The organism is Bradyrhizobium sp. PUT101 (assembly GCF_052043945.1).
Taxonomy (GTDB): domain Bacteria; phylum Pseudomonadota; class Alphaproteobacteria; order Rhizobiales; family Xanthobacteraceae; genus Bradyrhizobium.
Genome location: NZ_CP197207.1, coordinates 4,901,709 through 4,919,602, shown reverse-complemented (window position 1 = coordinate 4,919,602; position 17,894 = coordinate 4,901,709). Strand labels below are relative to the sequence as shown.

19 protein-coding genes, 1 tRNA gene and 1 pseudogene are annotated in these 17,894 nt (G+C 65.6%); 12 read left to right on the top strand and 9 right to left on the bottom strand.

Features of this window, described 5'->3' with window-relative positions; all coding sequences use genetic code 11:
* Positions 1-24: 24 nt before the first annotated feature.
* Both ACSHT2_RS23715 and ACSHT2_RS23710 read right to left on the bottom strand, forming a co-directional pair.
* Entirely contained in the window at positions 25-1,818 is a 1,794-nt protein-coding gene (locus ACSHT2_RS23715; protein WP_440636890.1) for a peptide ABC transporter substrate-binding protein, read from the bottom strand.
* A gap of 261 nt (positions 1,819-2,079) precedes the next feature.
* Positions 2,080-3,498 carry a M20 family metallopeptidase gene (locus ACSHT2_RS23710; RefSeq protein WP_271531511.1) on the bottom strand — a complete coding sequence of 473 codons (1,419 nt, stop codon included), beginning with the start codon at positions 3,496-3,498 and terminating at the stop codon, positions 2,080-2,082.
* A gap of 278 nt (positions 3,499-3,776) precedes the next feature.
* On the opposite strand from ACSHT2_RS23710, the gene ACSHT2_RS23705 reads away from it, so the two are divergent.
* The 3 genes from ACSHT2_RS23705 to ACSHT2_RS23695 all read left to right on the top strand — a co-directional run bounded on the left by ACSHT2_RS23705 (position 3,777) and on the right by ACSHT2_RS23695 (position 6,134).
* Positions 3,777-4,748 carry a S1C family serine protease gene (locus ACSHT2_RS23705; protein ID WP_440636888.1) on the top strand — a complete coding sequence of 324 codons (972 nt, stop codon included), beginning with the start codon at positions 3,777-3,779 and terminating at the stop codon, positions 4,746-4,748.
* Positions 4,749-4,775: 27 nt separating this feature from the next.
* Positions 4,776-5,846 carry a phospholipase gene (locus ACSHT2_RS23700; RefSeq protein WP_440636887.1) on the top strand — a complete coding sequence of 357 codons (1,071 nt, stop codon included), beginning with the start codon at positions 4,776-4,778 and terminating at the stop codon, positions 5,844-5,846.
* Positions 5,847-5,927: 81 nt separating this feature from the next.
* Positions 5,928-6,134, top strand: coding sequence for a hypothetical protein (locus ACSHT2_RS23695; protein ID WP_440636885.1), 207 nt, complete (start codon positions 5,928-5,930; stop codon positions 6,132-6,134).
* Between the two features lie 81 nt (positions 6,135-6,215).
* On the opposite strand, the gene ACSHT2_RS23690 is transcribed toward ACSHT2_RS23695, so the two are convergent.
* From ACSHT2_RS23690 to ACSHT2_RS23670, 5 genes and pseudogenes are all read right to left on the bottom strand, one after another.
* Positions 6,216-6,872, bottom strand: coding sequence for a DsbA family protein (locus ACSHT2_RS23690; protein ID WP_440636884.1), 657 nt, complete (start codon positions 6,870-6,872; stop codon positions 6,216-6,218).
* Between the two features lie 87 nt (positions 6,873-6,959).
* Positions 6,960-7,682, bottom strand: a complete 723-nt coding sequence (locus ACSHT2_RS23685; RefSeq protein WP_239620590.1) for an LrgB family protein — start codon at positions 7,680-7,682, stop codon at positions 6,960-6,962.
* Positions 7,679-8,062 carry a CidA/LrgA family protein gene (locus ACSHT2_RS23680; RefSeq protein WP_440636882.1) on the bottom strand — a complete coding sequence of 128 codons (384 nt, stop codon included), beginning with the start codon at positions 8,060-8,062 and terminating at the stop codon, positions 7,679-7,681. The genes ACSHT2_RS23685 and ACSHT2_RS23680 overlap by 4 nt, the downstream gene beginning before the upstream one ends.
* A 44-nt stretch (positions 8,063-8,106) precedes the next feature.
* Positions 8,107-8,583, bottom strand: coding sequence for a PaaI family thioesterase (locus tag ACSHT2_RS23675; protein ID WP_440636881.1), 477 nt, complete (start codon positions 8,581-8,583; stop codon positions 8,107-8,109).
* A gap of 3 nt (positions 8,584-8,586) precedes the next feature.
* Positions 8,587-9,014, bottom strand: a pseudogene (locus ACSHT2_RS23670) (acyl-CoA thioesterase).
* Between the two features lie 106 nt (positions 9,015-9,120).
* On the opposite strand from ACSHT2_RS23670, the gene ACSHT2_RS23665 reads away from it, so the two are divergent.
* Entirely contained in the window at positions 9,121-9,669 is a 549-nt protein-coding gene (locus ACSHT2_RS23665) for a TetR/AcrR family transcriptional regulator (protein ID WP_271531498.1), read from the top strand.
* Positions 9,670-9,772: 103 nt separating this feature from the next.
* Here ACSHT2_RS23665 and ACSHT2_RS23660 read toward each other — a convergent pair whose 3' ends face one another.
* Positions 9,773-10,261: a hypothetical protein gene (locus ACSHT2_RS23660; protein ID WP_440636879.1), complete on the bottom strand. Its 489-nt coding sequence runs from the start codon at positions 10,259-10,261 to the stop codon at positions 9,773-9,775.
* A gap of 200 nt (positions 10,262-10,461) precedes the next feature.
* On the opposite strand from ACSHT2_RS23660, the gene ACSHT2_RS23655 reads away from it, so the two are divergent.
* Positions 10,462-10,773, top strand: coding sequence for a PsiF family protein (locus tag ACSHT2_RS23655; protein WP_440636877.1), 312 nt, complete (start codon positions 10,462-10,464; stop codon positions 10,771-10,773).
* Positions 10,774-10,872: 99 nt separating this feature from the next.
* The gene (locus ACSHT2_RS23650) at positions 10,873-11,958 is read left to right on the top strand and encodes an AbrB family transcriptional regulator (RefSeq protein WP_440636875.1); all 1,086 of its coding nucleotides are present in this window, start codon (positions 10,873-10,875) and stop codon (positions 11,956-11,958) included.
* 3 nt (positions 11,959-11,961) lie between these two features.
* Here the strand turns inward: ACSHT2_RS23650 and ACSHT2_RS23645 are convergent, their stop codons facing one another.
* The gene (locus tag ACSHT2_RS23645) at positions 11,962-12,501 is read right to left on the bottom strand and encodes a disulfide bond formation protein B (RefSeq protein ID WP_440636874.1); all 540 of its coding nucleotides are present in this window, start codon (positions 12,499-12,501) and stop codon (positions 11,962-11,964) included.
* Positions 12,502-12,656: 155 nt separating this feature from the next.
* On the opposite strand from ACSHT2_RS23645, the gene ACSHT2_RS23640 reads away from it, so the two are divergent.
* The 6 genes from ACSHT2_RS23640 (at position 12,657) to ACSHT2_RS23615 (ending at position 17,792) form a co-directional block, all read left to right on the top strand.
* Positions 12,657-12,741: transfer RNA gene (locus ACSHT2_RS23640), tRNA-Leu, on the top strand.
* 180 nt (positions 12,742-12,921) lie between these two features.
* Positions 12,922-13,224 (top strand): hypothetical protein, encoded by a 303-nt coding sequence (locus tag ACSHT2_RS23635; RefSeq protein ID WP_440636873.1) that lies wholly within the window; start codon positions 12,922-12,924, stop codon positions 13,222-13,224.
* A 959-nt stretch (positions 13,225-14,183) separates the two neighbouring features.
* Positions 14,184-14,414: a hypothetical protein gene (locus ACSHT2_RS23630; protein WP_440636871.1), complete on the top strand. Its 231-nt coding sequence runs from the start codon at positions 14,184-14,186 to the stop codon at positions 14,412-14,414.
* Between the two features lie 122 nt (positions 14,415-14,536).
* The gene (locus tag ACSHT2_RS23625) at positions 14,537-14,908 is read left to right on the top strand and encodes a hypothetical protein (protein ID WP_440636870.1); all 372 of its coding nucleotides are present in this window, start codon (positions 14,537-14,539) and stop codon (positions 14,906-14,908) included.
* A 266-nt stretch (positions 14,909-15,174) separates the two neighbouring features.
* On the top strand, positions 15,175-15,858 hold the full coding sequence (locus ACSHT2_RS23620; protein ID WP_440636868.1) for a response regulator: 684 nt from the start codon (positions 15,175-15,177) through the stop codon (positions 15,856-15,858).
* The gene (locus tag ACSHT2_RS23615) at positions 15,855-17,792 is read left to right on the top strand and encodes a sensor histidine kinase (RefSeq protein ID WP_440636866.1); all 1,938 of its coding nucleotides are present in this window, start codon (positions 15,855-15,857) and stop codon (positions 17,790-17,792) included. Before ACSHT2_RS23620 ends, ACSHT2_RS23615 begins: the two co-directional genes overlap by 4 nt.
* Positions 17,793-17,894 lie beyond the last annotated feature (102 nt).

Genomic DNA, 17,894 nt, shown 5'->3' with positions numbered 1-17,894 from the left:
AAAGCCCCGTCTAGCGCTGGGGGATCATTCCTCGCGGTACCAGTCGAACAGGTTGTCGGTTTCGTTGGCCCAACCCGAGATCACCGGACGCAGGTTGTTCGCGGCGGCCTCCACCTTGAGACGATGCATCACGGGGATGAACACCGTGTCTTGCCACATCAGATCATTAGCCTTGATATAGAGCGCCGCGCGCTTGACCGGATCCATCTCCATATCGGCAGCGTTGATCACCGCGTCATAGTCCTTGTTGACCCAGCGCGGGAAGTTGGTGCCCTGCCACTTGTTCTCCTTGGTCGCAACCGCCGTCGAGAGATAGCGGCGCATGTGCTGCGACGGGTCCGGCTGGCTCAGCGGGATCTGGAACATCTCGATGTCGGCGTAGAACTTCGGATAGGTATCGGGATTGGCGACGTCCGATGAGAAGAACACCGATGCCACCACCGACTTCAGCTCGACGTCGATGCCGGCCTTGTGACAGGCCTGCTTGACGATCGCCTGGGTTTTCTGGCGCGGACCGTTGATCGAGGTCTGATAGACGATCTTGAGCTTCTTGCCGTCCTTCTCGCGGATGCCGTCGGCGCCGGGCTTCCATCCGGCGTCATCGAGCATCTTTGCGGCCTTCTCGATATTGAATTCCCAGCTCGTGTTCTTGGACACGAATTTCTCGGGGCCGTTGAGGAAGTTGGCGGTGGTGCGGCCGGCGCGGCCATAGATCGCCTTCTTGACGGATTCGCGGTCGACCAGCAGGGACAGCGCCTTGCGCACGACGGGATCCGAGAACAGGGGATGCTTGGTCTTCATCGATGAGCGTTCGCCATCGACCTCGACGTTCGGATCGGTGAAGTTGAGCGCGATGAACTCGGTGTCGCCGCCGACGGCATAGACGGTCTTGCCCTTGCCGCCCTTTTCGAGGCGCAGAAGCACGTCGTCCTCGACCTGGATGTTCCACCCGAAGTCATATTCGCCGGTCTGGATCACCGCGCGCGCGGCTGAGACGGCGTCGCCGCCGCCCTTCATCTCGACCGAATCGAAATAGGGACGGTTCGGCATGTGGTAGCCGGGATTGATCACGCCGCGGATGAGATCGCCCGGCTTGAACTCGACAAACTTGTACGGACCGGTGCCGACGGGCGCCAGATTGGTCGGGGCCTCACGGGATTTCGAGCCAATGTAGTCGGCAAACAGATGCTTCGGCAGGATCTGGCCGGCGCCGGCGCCGACGAAGGCATCGGCCCAGAACGGGGTCGGCTTGGGGAAAGTGATCTTGACGGTGAGATCGTCGATCTTCTCGACCGTGATGTCGCGATAGACGCCGATGGTAATGGCCGCGGTCGCGGGATCCTTCGCATATTGCCAGGTGAAGACGAGGTCGTCGGCCGAGAACGGCTTGCCGTCGTGCCACTTCACGCCCGGCTTCAGCTTCCACGTCACGGACTTGCCGTCGGCGGCGAGCAGCCCGTTCTGGATCGACGGGATCTCCGCTGCCAGCACCAGCTTCATGTTGCCGTCCGGATCCCAGCAGGCGAGCGGCTCATAGAACAGGCGCGAGCCGTCCTGGTCCTTGGTGCCGGTGGCGAAATGCGGATTGAGCAAGGTCGGGCCCTGCCACCACAACAGCTTCAGCGCACCGCCGCCGCCGCGTTTGGTCGGCTTGTAGGTGGACGCGCCCTGGGCCATGGCGACACCGCCGAGGGCGAGGATCTGGTTGGCCAGCGGTGCGGTCAGGCCAACGGCGGCCATGCGCTGGATGAAGGCGCGGCGGTTCATCCGCCCGTCCTTCACCTGGTCGATCATCGAACGCAGTTCTTTATCCAGCATGGTTGTCCCCCCGTCTGGTTCCGACATGGATGCAGGCGGCCGCAGGAGGCGACCGCCGGGTTTGGCTGGCGGTAGATGGCACACCGAATGGGGTGCGCGTCAACTGGGACCGTGTGTATGCAAACGGTCTTCTGGCTGTCCGTTGGGCAAAATTGCGTTCCGCAGCCCATCCGTTCGGCAATCCAGCATCAAAACGTGCTGGATTGCGCGCTGCACTGCGGAAAATTTGTTCGCTGCATCCGACGAAGTATCGAGGTGAAATTACCCGACGGACATGTCGAGCGGCGGCGCGACGTGATCCGGCAGCGGACAGACGTAAGGTGTCTTGGCCGTCCGCTTTTGAAGGTCCGCCTTGGCAGCCTTGATCAGCTCCGGTTCCATCAGCGCCTTGATGCCGAGACCGGCCATCGCCTTGGCCGCCTGCACCATGGCCTTGTGGGCATGCGGGCTCTTGCCCTGCGCCACCACCTGCCAGGTGTGGAAGGGCGTGCCGATCGCAACCGTGGGTGCGTGCACCTGCGCGGTCGGCACCACCCAGCTCACGTCGCCGACATCGGTCGAGCCGACCAGCGGGTTGCGCTTGGCATCGAGCGGCACCAGGAAGTCGGCCAGCGGCCGATCGGTCGGCTCCATGCCGATCGCGTAATAGACGGACGCGACGTCCTTGTCGGTGAGCGTCGCACGGATCTGGCTGGCAAAGCTCTTGTCCGCGTCGTCGAAGTGCGGCGGTCCGAGTTCTTCCATCACCTGGTGCAGCGCCTGTTCCAGGGGTGCGTTCGGCAGGATGTTGGAGACCGCGGAGATGATCTTCATCTCGACTTTGGTCTCGGTCATCAACGCGGCGCCCTGCGCGATCTTGGACACGCGCTCGACCAGTTCGTTCATGCCGGGAAGATCGCGGGCGCGGATCGAATAGCGCACGCGCGCATGCGCCTGCACCACATTGGGCGCAATGCCGCCGGTATCGAGCAAAGCGTAGTGCACGCGCGCATCGCTCGGCATGTGCTCGCGCATGTAGTTCACGCCGACATTCATCAATTCCACCGCGTCGAGCGCCGAGCGGCCGAGATGCGGCGAGGCGGCCGCATGCGAGGTACGGCCGGTGAAGATGAAATCCGCGCGCGTGTTGGCGAGCGACGGCGTCACCGCGACTTCCCAGAAGCTGTGCGGATGCCAGGTGATGGCGATGTCGGCGTCCTCGAACGCGCCGGAGCGCACCATGAAGGCCTTTGCCGCGCCGCCTTCTTCGGCAGGGCAGCCGTAATAGCGCACGCGGCCGGGCACCTTGTTCTCGGCCAGCCAGTCCTTCACCGCAGTCGCGGCGAGCAGCGCGGCGGAACCGAGCAGATTGTGACCGCAACCATGGCCATGGCCGCCGGTCTCGATCGGACGATGCTCGGCGACACCCGCCTCCTGGCTGAGGCCCGGCAGCGCGTCGTATTCACCCATGAAGGCGATGACCGGACCGCCCTCGCCCCACTCGCCCATCACCGCGGTCGGAATGCCGGCGACGTTCTCGGTGATCCGGAATCCCTGATGGCGCAGCTCGGCGAGATGCTCGGCGGCGGACCGCGCCTCGGTGTAGCAGACCTCAGGCATGCCCCAGACCCTGTCGCTGAGGTCGATGAAACGTGCCTTGATCGTATCGATGCCACGCCAGATGTCGCTGCGGTTGTCCATGCTTGTCGTCCGTGATCCCAAGGTCAAACGAAGCGGCAATGGTTAGCAGCTTCGCTATGCGGCGCCTAGCATTCCGCCGGACAGCAGCCATGCGGCCGTGCCGGATCGCACGAACGCCCAACCCACGAGGTATCTCTCGCGCCTTTCGAAGATTTCACGCGGCGTTCTCCGGAATAGTTGGCAACGAGGCTTTCAAGACGGCCTGCTCCGGCCTAAATTATGCTTGCTCGTCGTTCCGCTAGCCATACCGGAGCGATGCTCTCAGCCAGGAGAACTCCATGCCCGCTCTGACCGAATGGAGAGTGCCGCCGGCGAACCAGCCGCGGGCGAGTGACTACAGCTTCGATCTCGACCGCGCCCTCGCGTCCATCGTCGGCCTGCACGCCATCGTCCCGCCGGACGCCTTCAGCGCCGAGACTCTGGGCACCGAGCGCGCCGGCAACGGCGTCGTGATCGACGACGGGCTGGTGCTCACGATAGGTTATCTCATCACTGAGGCCGAGACGGTCTGGTTGCACCGCGCCGACGGACGCGTGGTGGAGGGTCATGCGCTCGGCTTCGATTCCGAGACCGGGTTCGGGCTGGTGCAGGCGCTCGGCCAGCTCGACGTCGCACCGCTGCCGCTCGGCTCGTCGGCGGCAACCCGGATCGGCGACCGCGTCGTGGTCGGCGGCGCCGGCGGGCGCACGCGCTCGGTCGCAAGCCAAATCGTGGCCAAGCAGGAATTCGCCGGCTACTGGGAATATCTGCTGGATGAGGCCATCTTCACCTGTCCCGCACATCCGAACTGGGGCGGCACGGCCCTTCTCAACGAACGCGGCGAGTTGATCGGCATCGGCTCGCTCCAGCTCGAGCGGGAACGTGACGGCAAGGCCGAGCACGTCAATATGATCGTGCCGATCGACCTCTTGAAGCCGATCCTCGAGGACTTGCGCAAATTCGGCCGCGTCAACAGGCCGGCGCGGCCCTGGCTTGGGCTCTTCTCAACCGAGATCGACAACCGCGTGGTGGTGATCGGGATCTCCGCCAACGGCCCGGCCGCCCGCGCCGAGCTCAAGACCGGCGATGTCATCCTCGCTGTGGACGGCGAGAAGGTCACGAGCCAGACCGCGTTCTACAGGAAGATGTGGACGCTCGGCGCCGCCGGCGTCGACGTGCCGCTCACCGTGCATCATGAAGGCGTCACCTTCGACGTCACGGTGACGTCGACCGATCGCTTCAAGCTCCTGAAGGCGCCGAAGCTGCACTGACCCCAAGGCTTGAGGAAGAAGCGGGCGATGACCGAGGCCGTGGTGGACGACATCGTTGCGGTGCTGCCACCGCTGCTCAATGCGCTGGAAGCGCTCGGCTTCTTCCAGCGGCATCTGCACCCGCCCGCCTTCGCCTCGGTGATGAACGCAATCGGCACACCGGACGAGGCGCTGCAAGCGGCACGAGCGGCGATCGGCGACTGGCCTGAACAGTTCGCCGGCTTGCGCGAGCGGCTCGATCGCGCCTGCGACGAGGCCCTCGCCGCCTTTGCCGGCATCCGCGAGGTCGAGCGTGGCAATGGCGATCTCGTCGCGGTCTTCCGGGCCCTGCGCCATGTCCCGCGCGCGCAGGAGGCGCTCTATCCGCTGGCGGTGCAGTTCCCGCCCGTGAGCAGCTTCTTTCTCGACGCCGCCCATCGCGAGAATCACGATCTGCTGTCACGACTGGAAGTCGGCGCGAGCGAGCACACCGGGATCTTCCACGATCACAATGAGCCCGGCAGCCGTGGCGGCTTCTCGGCCTATGTGCCCGAATACTACATGCCCGGCCGGCCAATGCCGCTGGTGATGGCGCTGCATGGCGGCAGCGGCAACGGGCGCGGCTTTCTGTGGAGCTGGCTCCGCGACGCGCGCAGTCTTGGCGCGGTCCTTGTGGCACCGACTGCGACCGGCCCGACCTGGGCGCTGACGGGCAACGAGACCGACACGCCGAACCTCATGCGCATCCTCGAGACGGTGCGTGGCCGCTGGAGCGTCGACCCCTCGCGCATGCTTCTGACCGGCATGAGCGACGGCGGCACCTTCTGCTACGTCACCGGGCTCGACGGCGCCTCGCCGTTCACTCATCTCGCGCCTGTTGCGGCGACCTTTCATCCGCTGATGGCGGAGATGGCGGACGCAACGCGCCTGCAGGGCCTGCCGGTCTTCATCACTCACGGCAAGCTCGACTGGATGTTTCCGGTGCAGACCGCACGGCAGACGCAGGCGGCGCTCTCCGCCGCCGGCGCCAATGTCACCTATCGCGAGATCGGCGATCTCAGCCACACCTATCCGCGCGAGATCAATGCGGAATTGCTGCAATGGCTGAATGGAGAATGAACGACCTCTCCTTAGATGCGCCGCATGGCCAGGGAACCATCACTCCGGGCGGACATTATCGCCCGTCACCGGAGGTTCGTCATGCAGACTTTTTTCGGAATGATCCTGGGCGCACTGCTGCTTGCGGGCGGCGTTTACGTCTATGATTCCATGCAGACGTCGTCGGTCGCCAATGGCGAGGTCGCGACCGCCAATCGCACCATCGTGAACTGGGATGTCGCCAAGGCCGATTGGGACGCACTGCGCGACCGCGCGCACAAGGACTGGGTCCGGATCTCGTCGAAGTAATATCGCCCCGACCACATGAATGAGGCGCCGTCGCGAACTTCGCGGCGGCGCCTTTGCGTTGACTGCGCCCGAAGAGACGCGTCAGTTCATCTTGGCCTTGCGGGCGTCGGCGATGACCTGCTCGAACTCGGCCATGCTGAGCACGCCGGGCACGCGGTACTTGCCGACGATGAAGGCCGGGGTGCCACGGAAACCGAAAGCTTCGGCCTGCTCGTTGTTGCGCTTGAGGATGGCATCGATGTCCTTGGCGTGGCCGGTGAGATCGCGCTTCAACCGGTCCATGTCGACGCCGGCGGCCGCGAGCAGCTCGTTGATGCGCGGCTCTGTCAGGCGCGAGCTGACGCCCATCATGGCGTCATGGGCCTGATGGTACTTGTCCTGGAATTTCGCCGCCAGCGCGGTCCGCGCCGCCGTGACCGAAACCGGCCCGAGGATCGGCCAGTCCTTCATCACCAGCCGCACCTTGCCATCGTCCTGGACGACCTGGCGCAGCTCGGGCTCGAGCTTGCGGCAATAGGGACAATTGTAATCGGACCATTCGACGATCGTGACGTTGCCGCCGGGATTGCCTGCGACGGGCGTGTCGGGATCGCGCAACACCTTGGCTTCGGTCAGCACCTCGTCATCGCCGGTCGCCGCGCGCGCCGAGGCGACTCCACCCACCGCCAGAGCACCCGCCCCGATCAGCGCCAACGCCGCGCGCCGCGTCGCAACACCATTATTCCCAAATCCGGTCATATCTCGTCCCGTTCCGGCCCCATGTGCGTACATACGCCCGGGGATCGGCGTTTGTTACGGATCATATAGAGTGTTGCGACGGTCATGTCATCGCACCAATAGTGTCACCGCCAGAGGGACCAGGAACGAGGTCACCAAGGCGTTCAGGCTCATGGCGATGCCGGAAAAGACCCCGGCAATCTCGTCGACCTGGAACGCGCGCGCGGTGCCGATGCCGTGCGCGGCAAGGCCGGCGGCAAAGCCGCGAGCCCGGTAGTCGGTGACGCCGGTGCGGTTCATCAGCGGCGTCACGATGATGGCGCCCATGATGCCGGTGAGGATGACCGCGACCGCCGCCAGCGAAGGATCGGCATGCAGGGATTCGGCGATGCCCATGGCAACGCCGGCGGTGACTGATTTCGGCGCCAGCGACAGCACCACGTCGCGCGGCAGGCCGGCAAGCTCGGCCAGCAGCACGACCGACACCACCGCGGTGACCGAGCCCGCGACCAGCGCCACCAGCATCGGAACGATCGATGAGACGACGCGCTTGCGGTTCTCGTAGAGCGGCACCGCGAGCGCGACGGTCGCCGGCCCCAGCAGGAAATGCACGAACTGCGCGCCGGCGAAATAAGTCGTGTAGGAGGTACCGGTCAACAGCAGGAACGCACCGATGATCCACATCGCGTGCAGCACGGGATTGGCCAGCGGATGACGCCGCGTCGCCAGCGAGACCGCGTCCGTCGTTGCATAGACCAGCAGCGTCACGGTCAGCCAGAGCAGCGGCGATTGCGAGAGATAAACCCAGAGCGAGAACGGATTGTCCTTCATCGCGCGTCCTGTTGCTTCAACAGGCGGCTGACGAGGCGAAAGGTCAGCACGGTCGCGAGCAGCGTGACGACCACGGACAGCGCGAGCACGAGGATGATGGCGATGCCGTGAGACGCGAGCAGGTCGAGCTCCTGCACGACGCCAACGCCGGCCGGTACGAACAGTAACGAGAGATGGGCCAGCAGGCCCTTGCTCGTCGTCTCGACACCGTCATTGCGCAGCGGCCCGTGCGCGAGCAGCGCAAAGCGGTCGCGGGCGAGCAGCAGGATCAGAAGCAGCAGCAGACCGAGCACAGGTCCCGGCAACGGCAGGCCGAGACCGCGCACGACGGCTTCGCCGATCAATTGGCAGAGCAGGATGAGGCCGAGACTTGCAAGCATGGCCATCGCATCAAGGGATGCGCCGGCACGCTTGTCAATCGCCGCTATGCGGCGGACGTGCGCGGCACGTCCGAGGCCGCAATGCGGGGCAGCATCGCCATCAAGGTCCCGGTCATGGTCGCGATCAGCGTGGTCTTGCCGTCATGCTCGGCGAGCGCCTTGGCCTCGCAGAAGGTCAGCGTGCGGCCGGGCTTGACGACTTCGGCCCTGAAGACGAAGCGCTCGCCCCGGGCCGGTGCAAGCAGCGTGGTCTTGAACTCGACGGTGAGGATGTCGGCCTCACGCGGCATCAGGGTGAAGGCGGCGACGCCGCAGGCATTGTCCAGGCCTGCGGTGATGATACCGGCGTGGACAAAGCCGTTCTGCTGCGTAAAGGCGGACGCATACGGCATCGCCAGTTCGACCCGGCCCGGCACCAGAGAGACGATCGATATGCCCAGCGTGCGCATCGCCGGCTGGGCGGCGAACATCGCGGTCGTGGCCGTGCGGTACTCGGGGTTTCTCGGCTCGAATGTGGCCATCGCTCATGCCTCCGCCGGCTCGGAAAGGTGCTTCACGGCGATCTCACGGATGGCGTCGGCGAAGGGTGCGGACTTGCGCAGTTGCGGTCCATGAGCACGCCGGTGATCTCGCACGTCGCTGCGAGTTCGCCGGTCTCGGCATTCGTCATGTCGTGCCGGAAGCGGATCGACTTGTCGCGAAGCGCGAGCAGATGGCTGCGGATCTCGACGATGTCGCCGGCCAGCAGCTCGCGTCGGTAGGCGATGTTCTGCTGCACGGCGGCCATGCCGCGGCCGGAGCTGCGCAAATAGCTCGGCGTCAGGCCCAGGCGGGCGAATAGATTCCAGTTGGCCTCGTCGAACTTGCCGACATACCACATGATGTTCATGTGGCCGATGTGATCGCATTGCCACGGATAGACCGTGCCGCGATAGGTCGCCTCCTGCTCCATCGGTTTCCTCCCGCAATTTCGTCTTTGATCGTTGATACGGTAGCGTATCAAACCCGTGCCGCGCTAGCAATACGGTACCGTATCAAGAGCCGGTGGGGTTTTCTTCATGAGTGACGGCAAGGGCGATGTCTGGGTCGAGGCAGGCTTTGCCGAGCTCGCCCGCGCGGGGGTCGAGGGCGTCCGGGTCGAGGTGCTCGCCAAGAATCTTGGCGTCACCAAGGGCGGCTTCTACCGCCGCTTTGCCGACCGCGCCGCGCTGCTCGATGCCATGCTGGAAGGCTGGCGCGAGGGACGCGTCGCCGCAATCGCGCAGCAGACGAGTCTCGACGGGCAGGAGCCCCGCGAGCGATTGAGAGCGGTGATCCAGCTCTATTCCGAGCGCCTCAATCCGGAGGGCATGGCGATCGAGCTCGCGATCCGGCAATGGGCCCGCTCGGACGCGAACGCCGCGGCGGCGGTGGCGAGCGTCGACGCGGCGCGGCTCAAGCACGTCAGCGAACTCTATCGCGCGACCGGCCTTGCGGCCGAGGAGGCCGAGGCGCAGGCCTTCCTGTTTTACTGCTTCATCTTCGGCCAGAGCCTGTTGTTCGTCGAGAGCGGTCCGCGCAAGCGGTCGCAGCTCGTGGCGAGATCGGCCGAGAAGCTGCTCGACTGAGCATGATCCGGAAAAGTGTGCAGCGGTTTTCCGGAAGATTATGCTCGAAAAATCCAAGCGAAATGGCCGGAGCACTGCTCCGGCCATCGTACCAATTCGAAGCTCAGGCGGCGCCCTTCAGCTTCTTGGTGCATTCGCTGTAATAGCCGCCGCCCTTCTGGATCCACTTCAAGCCGCCATTGCCGTTGGTGGCCTTGTTGGCATTGTACTGGTCGACACAGGTGTGCAGCCGCGCCTTGCCGGGGGTCTCCTTGGCATATTTCGGATCGACTGCGTTCGGATAGACCGCCGGTCCGGCCGGCAGCGCCGGCGCGGCGGCGGGTGCCGCCTCCTTCGCCTGCTTCGGCTCGGCAGGAGCGGCGGGCGCAGCCGGAGCAGCTGCGGTCGGTGCAGCGGCGGGCGTCGCATCGGCACCGCACTGGGCCTTGCGGAAGTCATTCCACTTCATGGTCCCGAGCGAGCCGTCCTTCTTGGCGGCCTGGTATTTCGCGCTGCACTCCTGCGCGGTCAGCGCCTGCGCCGGCGCGCTCGCCAGCAATGCCGCGACACCGGACACTGCAATCGCACACAACAATCTCGTCTGAATGATCATCCCTGGGTCTCCTGCTTGGTCTTCCCCGACGGAAGTGAAACGAACATTGCTATCCTAGCGTGTCGGCCGCTTGCGACAAGGATGCGATAGCTATCGCCGCCAAAATATAGTGATCCCGTCGCTCATCTCATTCATGTCGCGTTCAGCAATGCAGGCCGACCGTCCAGCCCTTCGCCATTCTTCCAAGCAGAGTGCAACACATGACCTTCACGTCTCGCCTCGCCGTCGTCGCCCTCGCCTCGCTGCTCGCCACCGGCACCGCCTTCGCACAGACCGCAGCGCCGGCAGCCAAGACCGAGACAAAGACCGATGCCGCTGCCACCGCCGACAAGAAGGCGCCGAAGGAGCGTTCGGCCGAGTCGCTCGAATGCTCCAAGCAGGCGGACGCCAAGGGATTGAAGGGCAAGGAGCGCAGGAAATTTCGCCGTGAGTGCAAGAAGGAAGCGAAGGCCGGCAGCGTCGCTCCTGCCGCGCCTGCCGCCCCCGCCGCTCCTGCCTCGGACAAGAAGTAAGTCCGTCACGATCCTCCGCGAGCATCCGCGAGAGGCGCGCGCATTGCGGCATGACGAGCCTGCAATTGTGCGCCTCCCGCCGATTTGCGATAAGGTGGCGTGAAGCAGATCACCGCCTCCCTGACGTTCGAATGGCCGAGCCGTGCCAGCATATTGAGCATGGTGGAGACGCTCGTCATCGGCACCGCCGGCGGCCTGGTGTTTCTCGTCGCGAACCTTCCCGGCGGGCTGATCTCGGGTTCGATGATCGCGGTCGGGATCGCTGCAATCGCCGGCCGCCAGCTGACGCTGCCGCCGATCCTGACCCAGACCGTGCTGGTGCTGCTCGGCATTTCGCTGGGCTCGGTGGTCTCGCGCCATTTGCTTCAGCAGGTCGGCGCCTATCCCCTCACCATCGGGCTGCTTGCGCTCGCCACCTTCTGCTCGACGTTCGGCTCGAGCTATTACCTCCAGCGCATCCATGGCTGGGACCGCACCTCGGCCTTCCTGGCCGGCAGCCCTGGCGCGCTGTCGCAGATCACCATCCTGGCGGTCGAGCGCGGCGCCGACCTGCCGGGCATTGCGGTGGTGCAGACCATGCGCGTCATCATCCTGACCGCCGCGCTGCCGATGGTGCTGGCGATTGCAGGCGTGGCGTCCTCTGCTGCGCCGTCGCTGACGACGACGATCGCCTCGCCGCTCGACCTCCTCGAACTGGCCGCGGCCTCGCTGGCCGCAGCGCTGGTCTTGCGGCTGATCAAGTTTCCGGCGAGCTGGATGTTCGGCGCAATGATCGCCTCCAGCGCGCTGCATGGTGCCGGATGGGTCGAGGGCGGCCTGCCTGAGTGGGTCCGCGGCGTGGCGCTGGTCGGGATCGGCGCACTGATCGGCAGCCGTTTCGCGCGGATGCGAATCAAGACGCTCGCCGGCCACCTCAGCGCGGCACTGGGCTCGTTTGCCGTGGCCATCGCCGTCTCGGCCATCTTCGTCGGGATCGTGGCGCTGACCACGCAGGTAAAATTCTCCGACGTCGTCGTCGCCTTCGCGCCGGGCGCAATGGATGCGATGCTGGCGCTGGCCCTGACATTGCACATCGACCCGATCTTCGTCGGCGCCCACCACCTCTCGCGTTTCGTCTTCGTGACGATCGCGACGCCGGGCATCGTGCATCTGTTCGGACGCACGCAGGACGACGTGGACGATTGAGCTTTAGCGCTTCGTGGTCCGCACAAATCCCCACGCGGCGATCGCGGCCATCAGCAGCGAGATCAGCACGTTGTAGCCGGCAAGCGAGAGGCCGAGGAAGCGCCACTGCACCTCGTCGCAGCGCACCACCTTGACGGTGTCGAGCTTCGACAGCAGATCAGCGGCGCTGCCGAGATTGACGACAGGCCCGGAGCAATCGGTCGGCCCTTTCCAGAAACCCCATTCGACGCCGGCGTGATAGGTGCCGAGGCCGGCATTGGCGAGCGTCGCCAGCGCGAGGATCGCGAGCCCCGCCAGCAGCAGCGGCCACGGCGCGCCGCTCCTCGCCGCCAGCGCCGTCAGTGCACCGAGCGGGATCGCGAGGTAATAGGCGTAGCGCTGCTCCAGGCAGAGCGGACAGGGCAGGATCTCCAGCACGAGCTGGAAGAACCAGGCGCCGGCGATCGTGACTGCGGCGATCAGCGTGACCAGCAGCGAGGCGGTCAGCGCGGGGCCCGCACTGGCCTGCTTGAACGCTGGTATGGCGGCACTCTGGGTCGTCACGGCAGCCTCTTTCCGGTGGTCGCACCCTCAAGCCTCTAGCCCCGGCCCATGCGGCTGTCGAGAACGGCCGGGATCACTTTGGCGCGGGTTGACCCCGTCTTGTCCATGGCTATAGTCCGCCGGCTTCGCGACGCCCCCTTCAGGGCCGACCGGGGGCCCCTGTGGCGGAACTGGTAGACGCGCTCGACTCAAAATCGAGTTCCGCAAGGAGTGCTGGTTCGATTCCGGCCAGGGGCACCACGCTTCGCCCTTCGGGCTTCGCGTGACGCAGCCACGCTGAACCGAAGGGCGAAGCGTGTTCGGCGAAGTCTCTTGGCGAAGACGGACTGTCTCATCCGAGCTCGACCTTCCCCTCCCTAGCCATCTCCCCATCCCCCCTGTATAAACCGGCAGCTTCTTCCGTCACTCGAAGGAGCTCACATGAACGACCTGCACGCGTGGCTTTCGCAGCAACACCACGGCTTGCGGACCTTCCGGACTTTTCAGCAAAAGCTCGAGACGCTCGGCCGGGACGATCCCGCCCAGCGCGGCCTTTGCCGTCTGTTGAGCGGCCTCGTCGGCAGCTATGTCGAGGCCTTTGACGAGGCCCCGCTGCCGGTCGAAGTCGCCGATCGCGCTTATCGACGCCTGCTGACGCTGGTCGGCAGCCTCGATCCGCACGGAAACGCCGACCGCCGTCTCGCCGACATCAACCGCGTGGCGATCTGCGACTTGTGGCGGTGATTGGCAGGATGAGCGGGCACCGTTCAATTTTCAAACAACAGGACACGCCCGTACGGCCTCGCGACGCATAACGCCCGAGCCTTGTGCTTCTCTCGACGCCCCTTCGCTGGAAAGGGCGCAGGGAAGACCGGGCGCCGGCCGGCACCCGCGGTCCGCTGTGCGCAAATTGCGCGAAGACAAATGCACAGCGGCATACAGGGCAGCCTGGACATCCCGGCCTTCCCTGCGCAGTGGTTTGACGGCTTATGGCGCGCTCTCCCCGGGGAGCGATGCACTATTGCCCCCGTCGCCTTACAGATGACTGATGCGCACGCCCGGTCGGGCAGCACGCACCACCGCAAGCCTTGACGCACAGACCCCGGGCGTCAGGACCACACGCTTTTGCCGTACGCTGGAATCGCACCGGTCGTGTGCGCGCCGCTCAACCGCTCACGGGCCAAACCCGCCCTGCGATTGCATGCGCGCCGATGCGCTCCACGTCCACCGCCACCCGGCCCGCGTATCGTGACGATCGCGAAACGCCCCATCCTTGGGCCGGGGTACGCGACACATACGATATTTCCGAATTTCGGTCAATCGGAATCTTCGAGTCACGAAGCGGCGAGCGTTCGGACAGACCTTGTTCCGGCTGAGAATCATCTTCTGCAGCCCGATAGCTTCATTCTTGCCCCCGCTGTCTCCGCACCGTCATTGCAAGCGCAGCCACGCAATCCAGGAATGCATCCGCGGAGATAGTCTGGATTGCTTCGTCGCAAGAGCTCCTCGCAATGACGAGGAGGAGAGATTACGCGTCCGACTGCCGTGTCGGCGCGGAGACCCCCCAGGAGCGAAGTGAGCACCTGCTGCTTGAGCATCGAACTATCGATAGGGATTAGATGCCGTACCGCCGCGAGGCATTCGACTTCTCACGGCCGCTCCCTATATCCTCTCGCAAACGATGGATGCAGCGGACAGCTTTGATGGCCAGGCGACGCACGACGGACAGGGACGCTGACGACCTTCCCCGCTATTTCGTCTGGGTTCGAGGGCTCGAAGGGCCCGAGCCGCAGAAATGGACGGCGATGGATTTCGGCATCGGCGACTGGAAGCGGCCGCTCGTGCTGGCTTATCTGGAGTTGCCGGAAGACGAGCGGGCCCTCTCGCTGTCAGTACTGGCCCGGCGCTATCCGCCGCCGCGGGTGGATCTTTAGTGAGCCGGTAGGGGGTGTGCTCATAGCGTCGGCTCTGCAGGGCAAAGCGGAAGTCCCCCGCTTGAGCGTGATCGGCGGCTTTGTGACCCTTTGCCGACGTCCCGAGAACCGGGATACAGTGGATGATGCCAAGCTCGCAGCCGCTCACCATCGTAATTCGCATACCAGACGTGGCTCTCTCGCGTTCCGATCTGGATGCCTCGTTGGGACTGCAAGTGGACCGGTACGAGGCATCATCTGAACTGGCGTATGCTCAGATTGATATTGCAGATCACGGAAATCAATGGGCCGTTGCTCTCGACCGTATCCGGTCACTTCGCGCCTTTATTCCCGGGCTGATTTCCGGAGGTTCGATCGGAACGCCGAGCTTAGACGTCGCTATCGCCCTGCCCCATTCGTCGTTGTCTAAGTCTTTGACCATTCCGGCCGAACTAGCCGCAGCTGCGGGTGAGGCGAGGATAGACATCCAGCTGTCGGTGTATCAGACAGAGTAACGAAGGTCGCCGATTGGTCCAACTCGGATATCTGGCGAGCTGCCGCAATGGGCCGGTATCAGAGGCAGAGCGGACCGTATGCGCCCCCAGTGCATCGGGGTTTATGAGCACGCGCTCCAGCTTGGGCGCGACCCTACGACTGTCCATCCGCGCCTGGCGCCGGACCGAGTTATCGCCGCCCCCATGATTATGGGTGTCGCGGCATCCGCGCTGCGGTTAAACTTGCGTCGCGCCGCGGGGGACACGCGGGTCGCGGGACGATGATCATGACCGAACAGGGCGAGACGGGTGAAGCCATCACCATCCTCCTCGTCGAGGACGACGCGCCGACCTGCTGGCGGCTCCAGGATGCGCTGGTCAAGGCCGGTTACGAGGTGCGTAGCGCCGGCACGCTCGCGGAGGCGCGGCAGGCCCTGAACGTCGGCGCGCCGCGCGTGCTGCTGACCGATCTGCGGCTGCCCGACGGCCACGGCGTCGAGTTGATCCGCGAGACCCGGCGGCGCTTTCCCGACACCGAGATCATGGTGATCTCCGCGCTCGGCGACGAGGAGAGCGTGATCTCCGCGATCACGGTCGGCGCCACCGGCTATCTGCTCAAGGACGCCTTCCCCACCGACATCGCCACCACCGTGCGCGACCTGGTCGCCGGCCATTCGCCGATCTCGGCCTCGATCGCCCGTTTCATCGTGCGCAGAACACAGGGTGCCGCACAGAATTCGGCGGAGCCGCCGCGCGGGCCCGCGCTCAACACGGCCAGGCTGACCCCGCGCGAGATCGACATCCTGTGGGGCATCGCGAAGGGCTTCAGCTATGCCGAGATCGCGAGCCATCTCGGCCTGTCCAGGCAGACCGTGCCCGGCCACATCAAGAACATCTATCGCAAGCTCGAAGTGCACACGCGCAGCGAAGCGGTGTTCGAGGCGGTGCAGCAGGGCCTGATCAAGCTGTGAGCGAGCTCGCGGCGAAGGCACCTATGAAGGCACCGGCCAAACCCGCGCGGCGCCGGCTGCTGGCCTCGCGCCTCGTGCCCTATCTGCTGCTCCAGGCGCTGATCGTGATCGCCACCATTCTCGGCTTGCGGCTGCTCCAGCCGAGCGACCCCGAGGATTTTGCGCTCAGCGGATTCGCGCTGCGGGAGGACGGCGTCACGCGCCCCGTGACGCTGCCGCATTTCACGTCGTCGCGCTACTCCCTGGCCGACCCGCCGTTCTACACCGGCACCTTCACCTTCCGGAGCGGCGATGCGGCCTCGGGCTGGTCGGTGTTCCTGCCGCGCTTCAGCAACGCGGTGGAGGTCGCCGTCAACGGCGTCGTCGTGCTCGACTCCCGGCGCGATGCCAACGCCAACCGGCCCGACCGCAACACGCCGCAGATCGCGCTCATCCCCGCTTCGCTGCTGCGCGAGGGCGGCAATGAGATCACGGTGCGGCTGTTCGTGTGGGGACCGCTCAAGGGCTTTCTCGACACCGTTTATGTCGGGCCGGACGCCGCCTTGCGCCCGGCCTATGAGACACGCACGCTGCTGTTCGTCACGCTGCCGGTGGTGTTCTCCGCCTGGCAGGCGATCCTGGCCGTCATCCTCGCGATCATGTGGCTGATGCGCCGCCGCGAGCCGGTCTATGGCGTGCTGGCCGCGGCGATGGTGCTCGGCGTGGTGCAGGCATTCGCGCCGCCGCCGGTGCCGCCGGCCACCGTATCCCGGCTCGCCGCGGTGCTGCTGGCGTCCGCGCCGATCGAGAGCGCCCTGATCGTCGTGTTCGGGGTGCTGTTCTTCGGCTGGCGCTGGCCGCGCTACGGCACGCTGCTGTTCGTGCCCGGAGTCGTCGTGTTCGTGGCGGGACTGATCGGGGGCCCGCCGCTGCCGCGCATCCTTTTCCTGGTGCTCGGCATTCCCACCGTCGGGTTCTGCCTGTTCCTGATGGCCGGCGTGACGGCAACCGCGGTGGTACGGCGGCAGGACGCGGCGAGCTTCACGATCGGCTGCGCGGTGACGATCGTGCTGGTCTGCTGGATCCACGACATGCTCACGGTGCTCGAGATCGTGACCAACGATCGCATCTTCGTCTCGCGCCTGTCCTATTCGGCGATGCTGGTCGCGATCGGCGCCGGGCTGACCTGGCGCTTTGCCCGCGCGTTGAACCAGGTCGACAGCTTTGCCGGCCAGCTCGTGACGCGCGTGCGCGAAGCCGAGGAACGGCTGAAGGCGAGCTTTGCCCGCGAGGAGGAGCGCGCCCGCGCCGCTGCGCTCGCCAACGAGCGCACGCGCCTGATGCGAGACCTGCATGACGGCCTCGGCGGCCAGCTCGTGAGCATCGTCGCATTGTCCGAGCGCGGCAATGAGGGCGCGACCATCACGGAGGCCGCTCGCGCGGCGCTGAAGGATCTGCGCCTCGTCATCGATTCCATGGACGACATCGGCGGCGACCTGATGCTCGCGCTGGGCTCCTGGCGCGAGCGCGCGACGGCCCAGTTGCGGTCGCACGACATCGCGCTCGATTGGCGCGTGGCGACGCCGCAGGGCCTGCCGCTGCATCCCGAGCTCAGGCCATGGCACGTCATCCAGATCGTGCGCATCCTCGACGAGGCCGTGACCAACGCGGCCAAGCACGCACAGGCCCGCCACGTCGCGGTCACCATCGAGACGCATGACGGAAGCCAGGGTGCTTACGGCGTGATCAGCGTCACGGACGACGGCCGCGGCTTTGCGCTGGTCGGCAATTGCGAGGCCGCGGGCGCGGGCCAGACCGCCCGTGGCCTGCGCAACATGAGAAACCGTGCCGCGCGCTGCGGCGCAGTGCTCGACCTGAGCTCGGATGCCTCAGGCACGCGCGTACGGCTGCAATTGCCGCAGCGTTTTCCCGACAGCGACATGGCCGCGGGCTGAAAGGGCCCCCTCCCCGAACGTGTGGGGCGCACGGAGAGAGGGGACGGGCCGGGTATTTTGCCTGCGGAGGACGGGGGGTGTTCGTTCGCAGGCTCCGTTGGC

Bases quoted from the DNA above. Each gene is read 5' to 3' on its own strand.
- ACSHT2_RS23700 (WP_440636887.1), top strand. From the start codon at position 4,776: ATGACCGAGGCCGTGGTGGACGACATCGTTGCGGTGCTGCCACCGCTG.
- ACSHT2_RS23655 (WP_440636877.1), top strand. From the start codon at position 10,462: ATGACCTTCACGTCTCGCCTCGCCGTCGTCGCCCTCGCCTCGCTGCTC.
- ACSHT2_RS23625 (WP_440636870.1), top strand. From the start codon at position 14,537: ATGATGCCAAGCTCGCAGCCGCTCACCATCGTAATTCGCATACCAGAC.
- ACSHT2_RS23620 (WP_440636868.1), top strand. From the start codon at position 15,175: ATGACCGAACAGGGCGAGACGGGTGAAGCCATCACCATCCTCCTCGTC.
- ACSHT2_RS23680 (WP_440636882.1), bottom strand. From the start codon at position 8,062: ATGCTTGCAAGTCTCGGCCTCATCCTGCTCTGCCAATTGATCGGCGAA.
- ACSHT2_RS23630 (WP_440636871.1), top strand. From the start codon at position 14,184: ATGGCCAGGCGACGCACGACGGACAGGGACGCTGACGACCTTCCCCGC.
- ACSHT2_RS23665 (WP_271531498.1), top strand. From the start codon at position 9,121: ATGAGTGACGGCAAGGGCGATGTCTGGGTCGAGGCAGGCTTTGCCGAG.
- ACSHT2_RS23660 (WP_440636879.1), bottom strand. From the start codon at position 10,261: ATGATCATTCAGACGAGATTGTTGTGTGCGATTGCAGTGTCCGGTGTC.
- ACSHT2_RS23705 (WP_440636888.1), top strand. From the start codon at position 3,777: ATGCCCGCTCTGACCGAATGGAGAGTGCCGCCGGCGAACCAGCCGCGG.
- ACSHT2_RS23715 (WP_440636890.1), bottom strand. From the start codon at position 1,818: ATGCTGGATAAAGAACTGCGTTCGATGATCGACCAGGTGAAGGACGGG.
- ACSHT2_RS23675 (WP_440636881.1), bottom strand. From the start codon at position 8,583: ATGGCCACATTCGAGCCGAGAAACCCCGAGTACCGCACGGCCACGACC.
- ACSHT2_RS23685 (WP_239620590.1), bottom strand. From the start codon at position 7,682: ATGAAGGACAATCCGTTCTCGCTCTGGGTTTATCTCTCGCAATCGCCG.
- ACSHT2_RS23635 (WP_440636873.1), top strand. From the start codon at position 12,922: ATGAACGACCTGCACGCGTGGCTTTCGCAGCAACACCACGGCTTGCGG.
- ACSHT2_RS23695 (WP_440636885.1), top strand. From the start codon at position 5,928: ATGCAGACTTTTTTCGGAATGATCCTGGGCGCACTGCTGCTTGCGGGC.
- ACSHT2_RS23710 (WP_271531511.1), bottom strand. From the start codon at position 3,498: ATGGACAACCGCAGCGACATCTGGCGTGGCATCGATACGATCAAGGCA.
- ACSHT2_RS23690 (WP_440636884.1), bottom strand. From the start codon at position 6,872: ATGACCGGATTTGGGAATAATGGTGTTGCGACGCGGCGCGCGGCGTTG.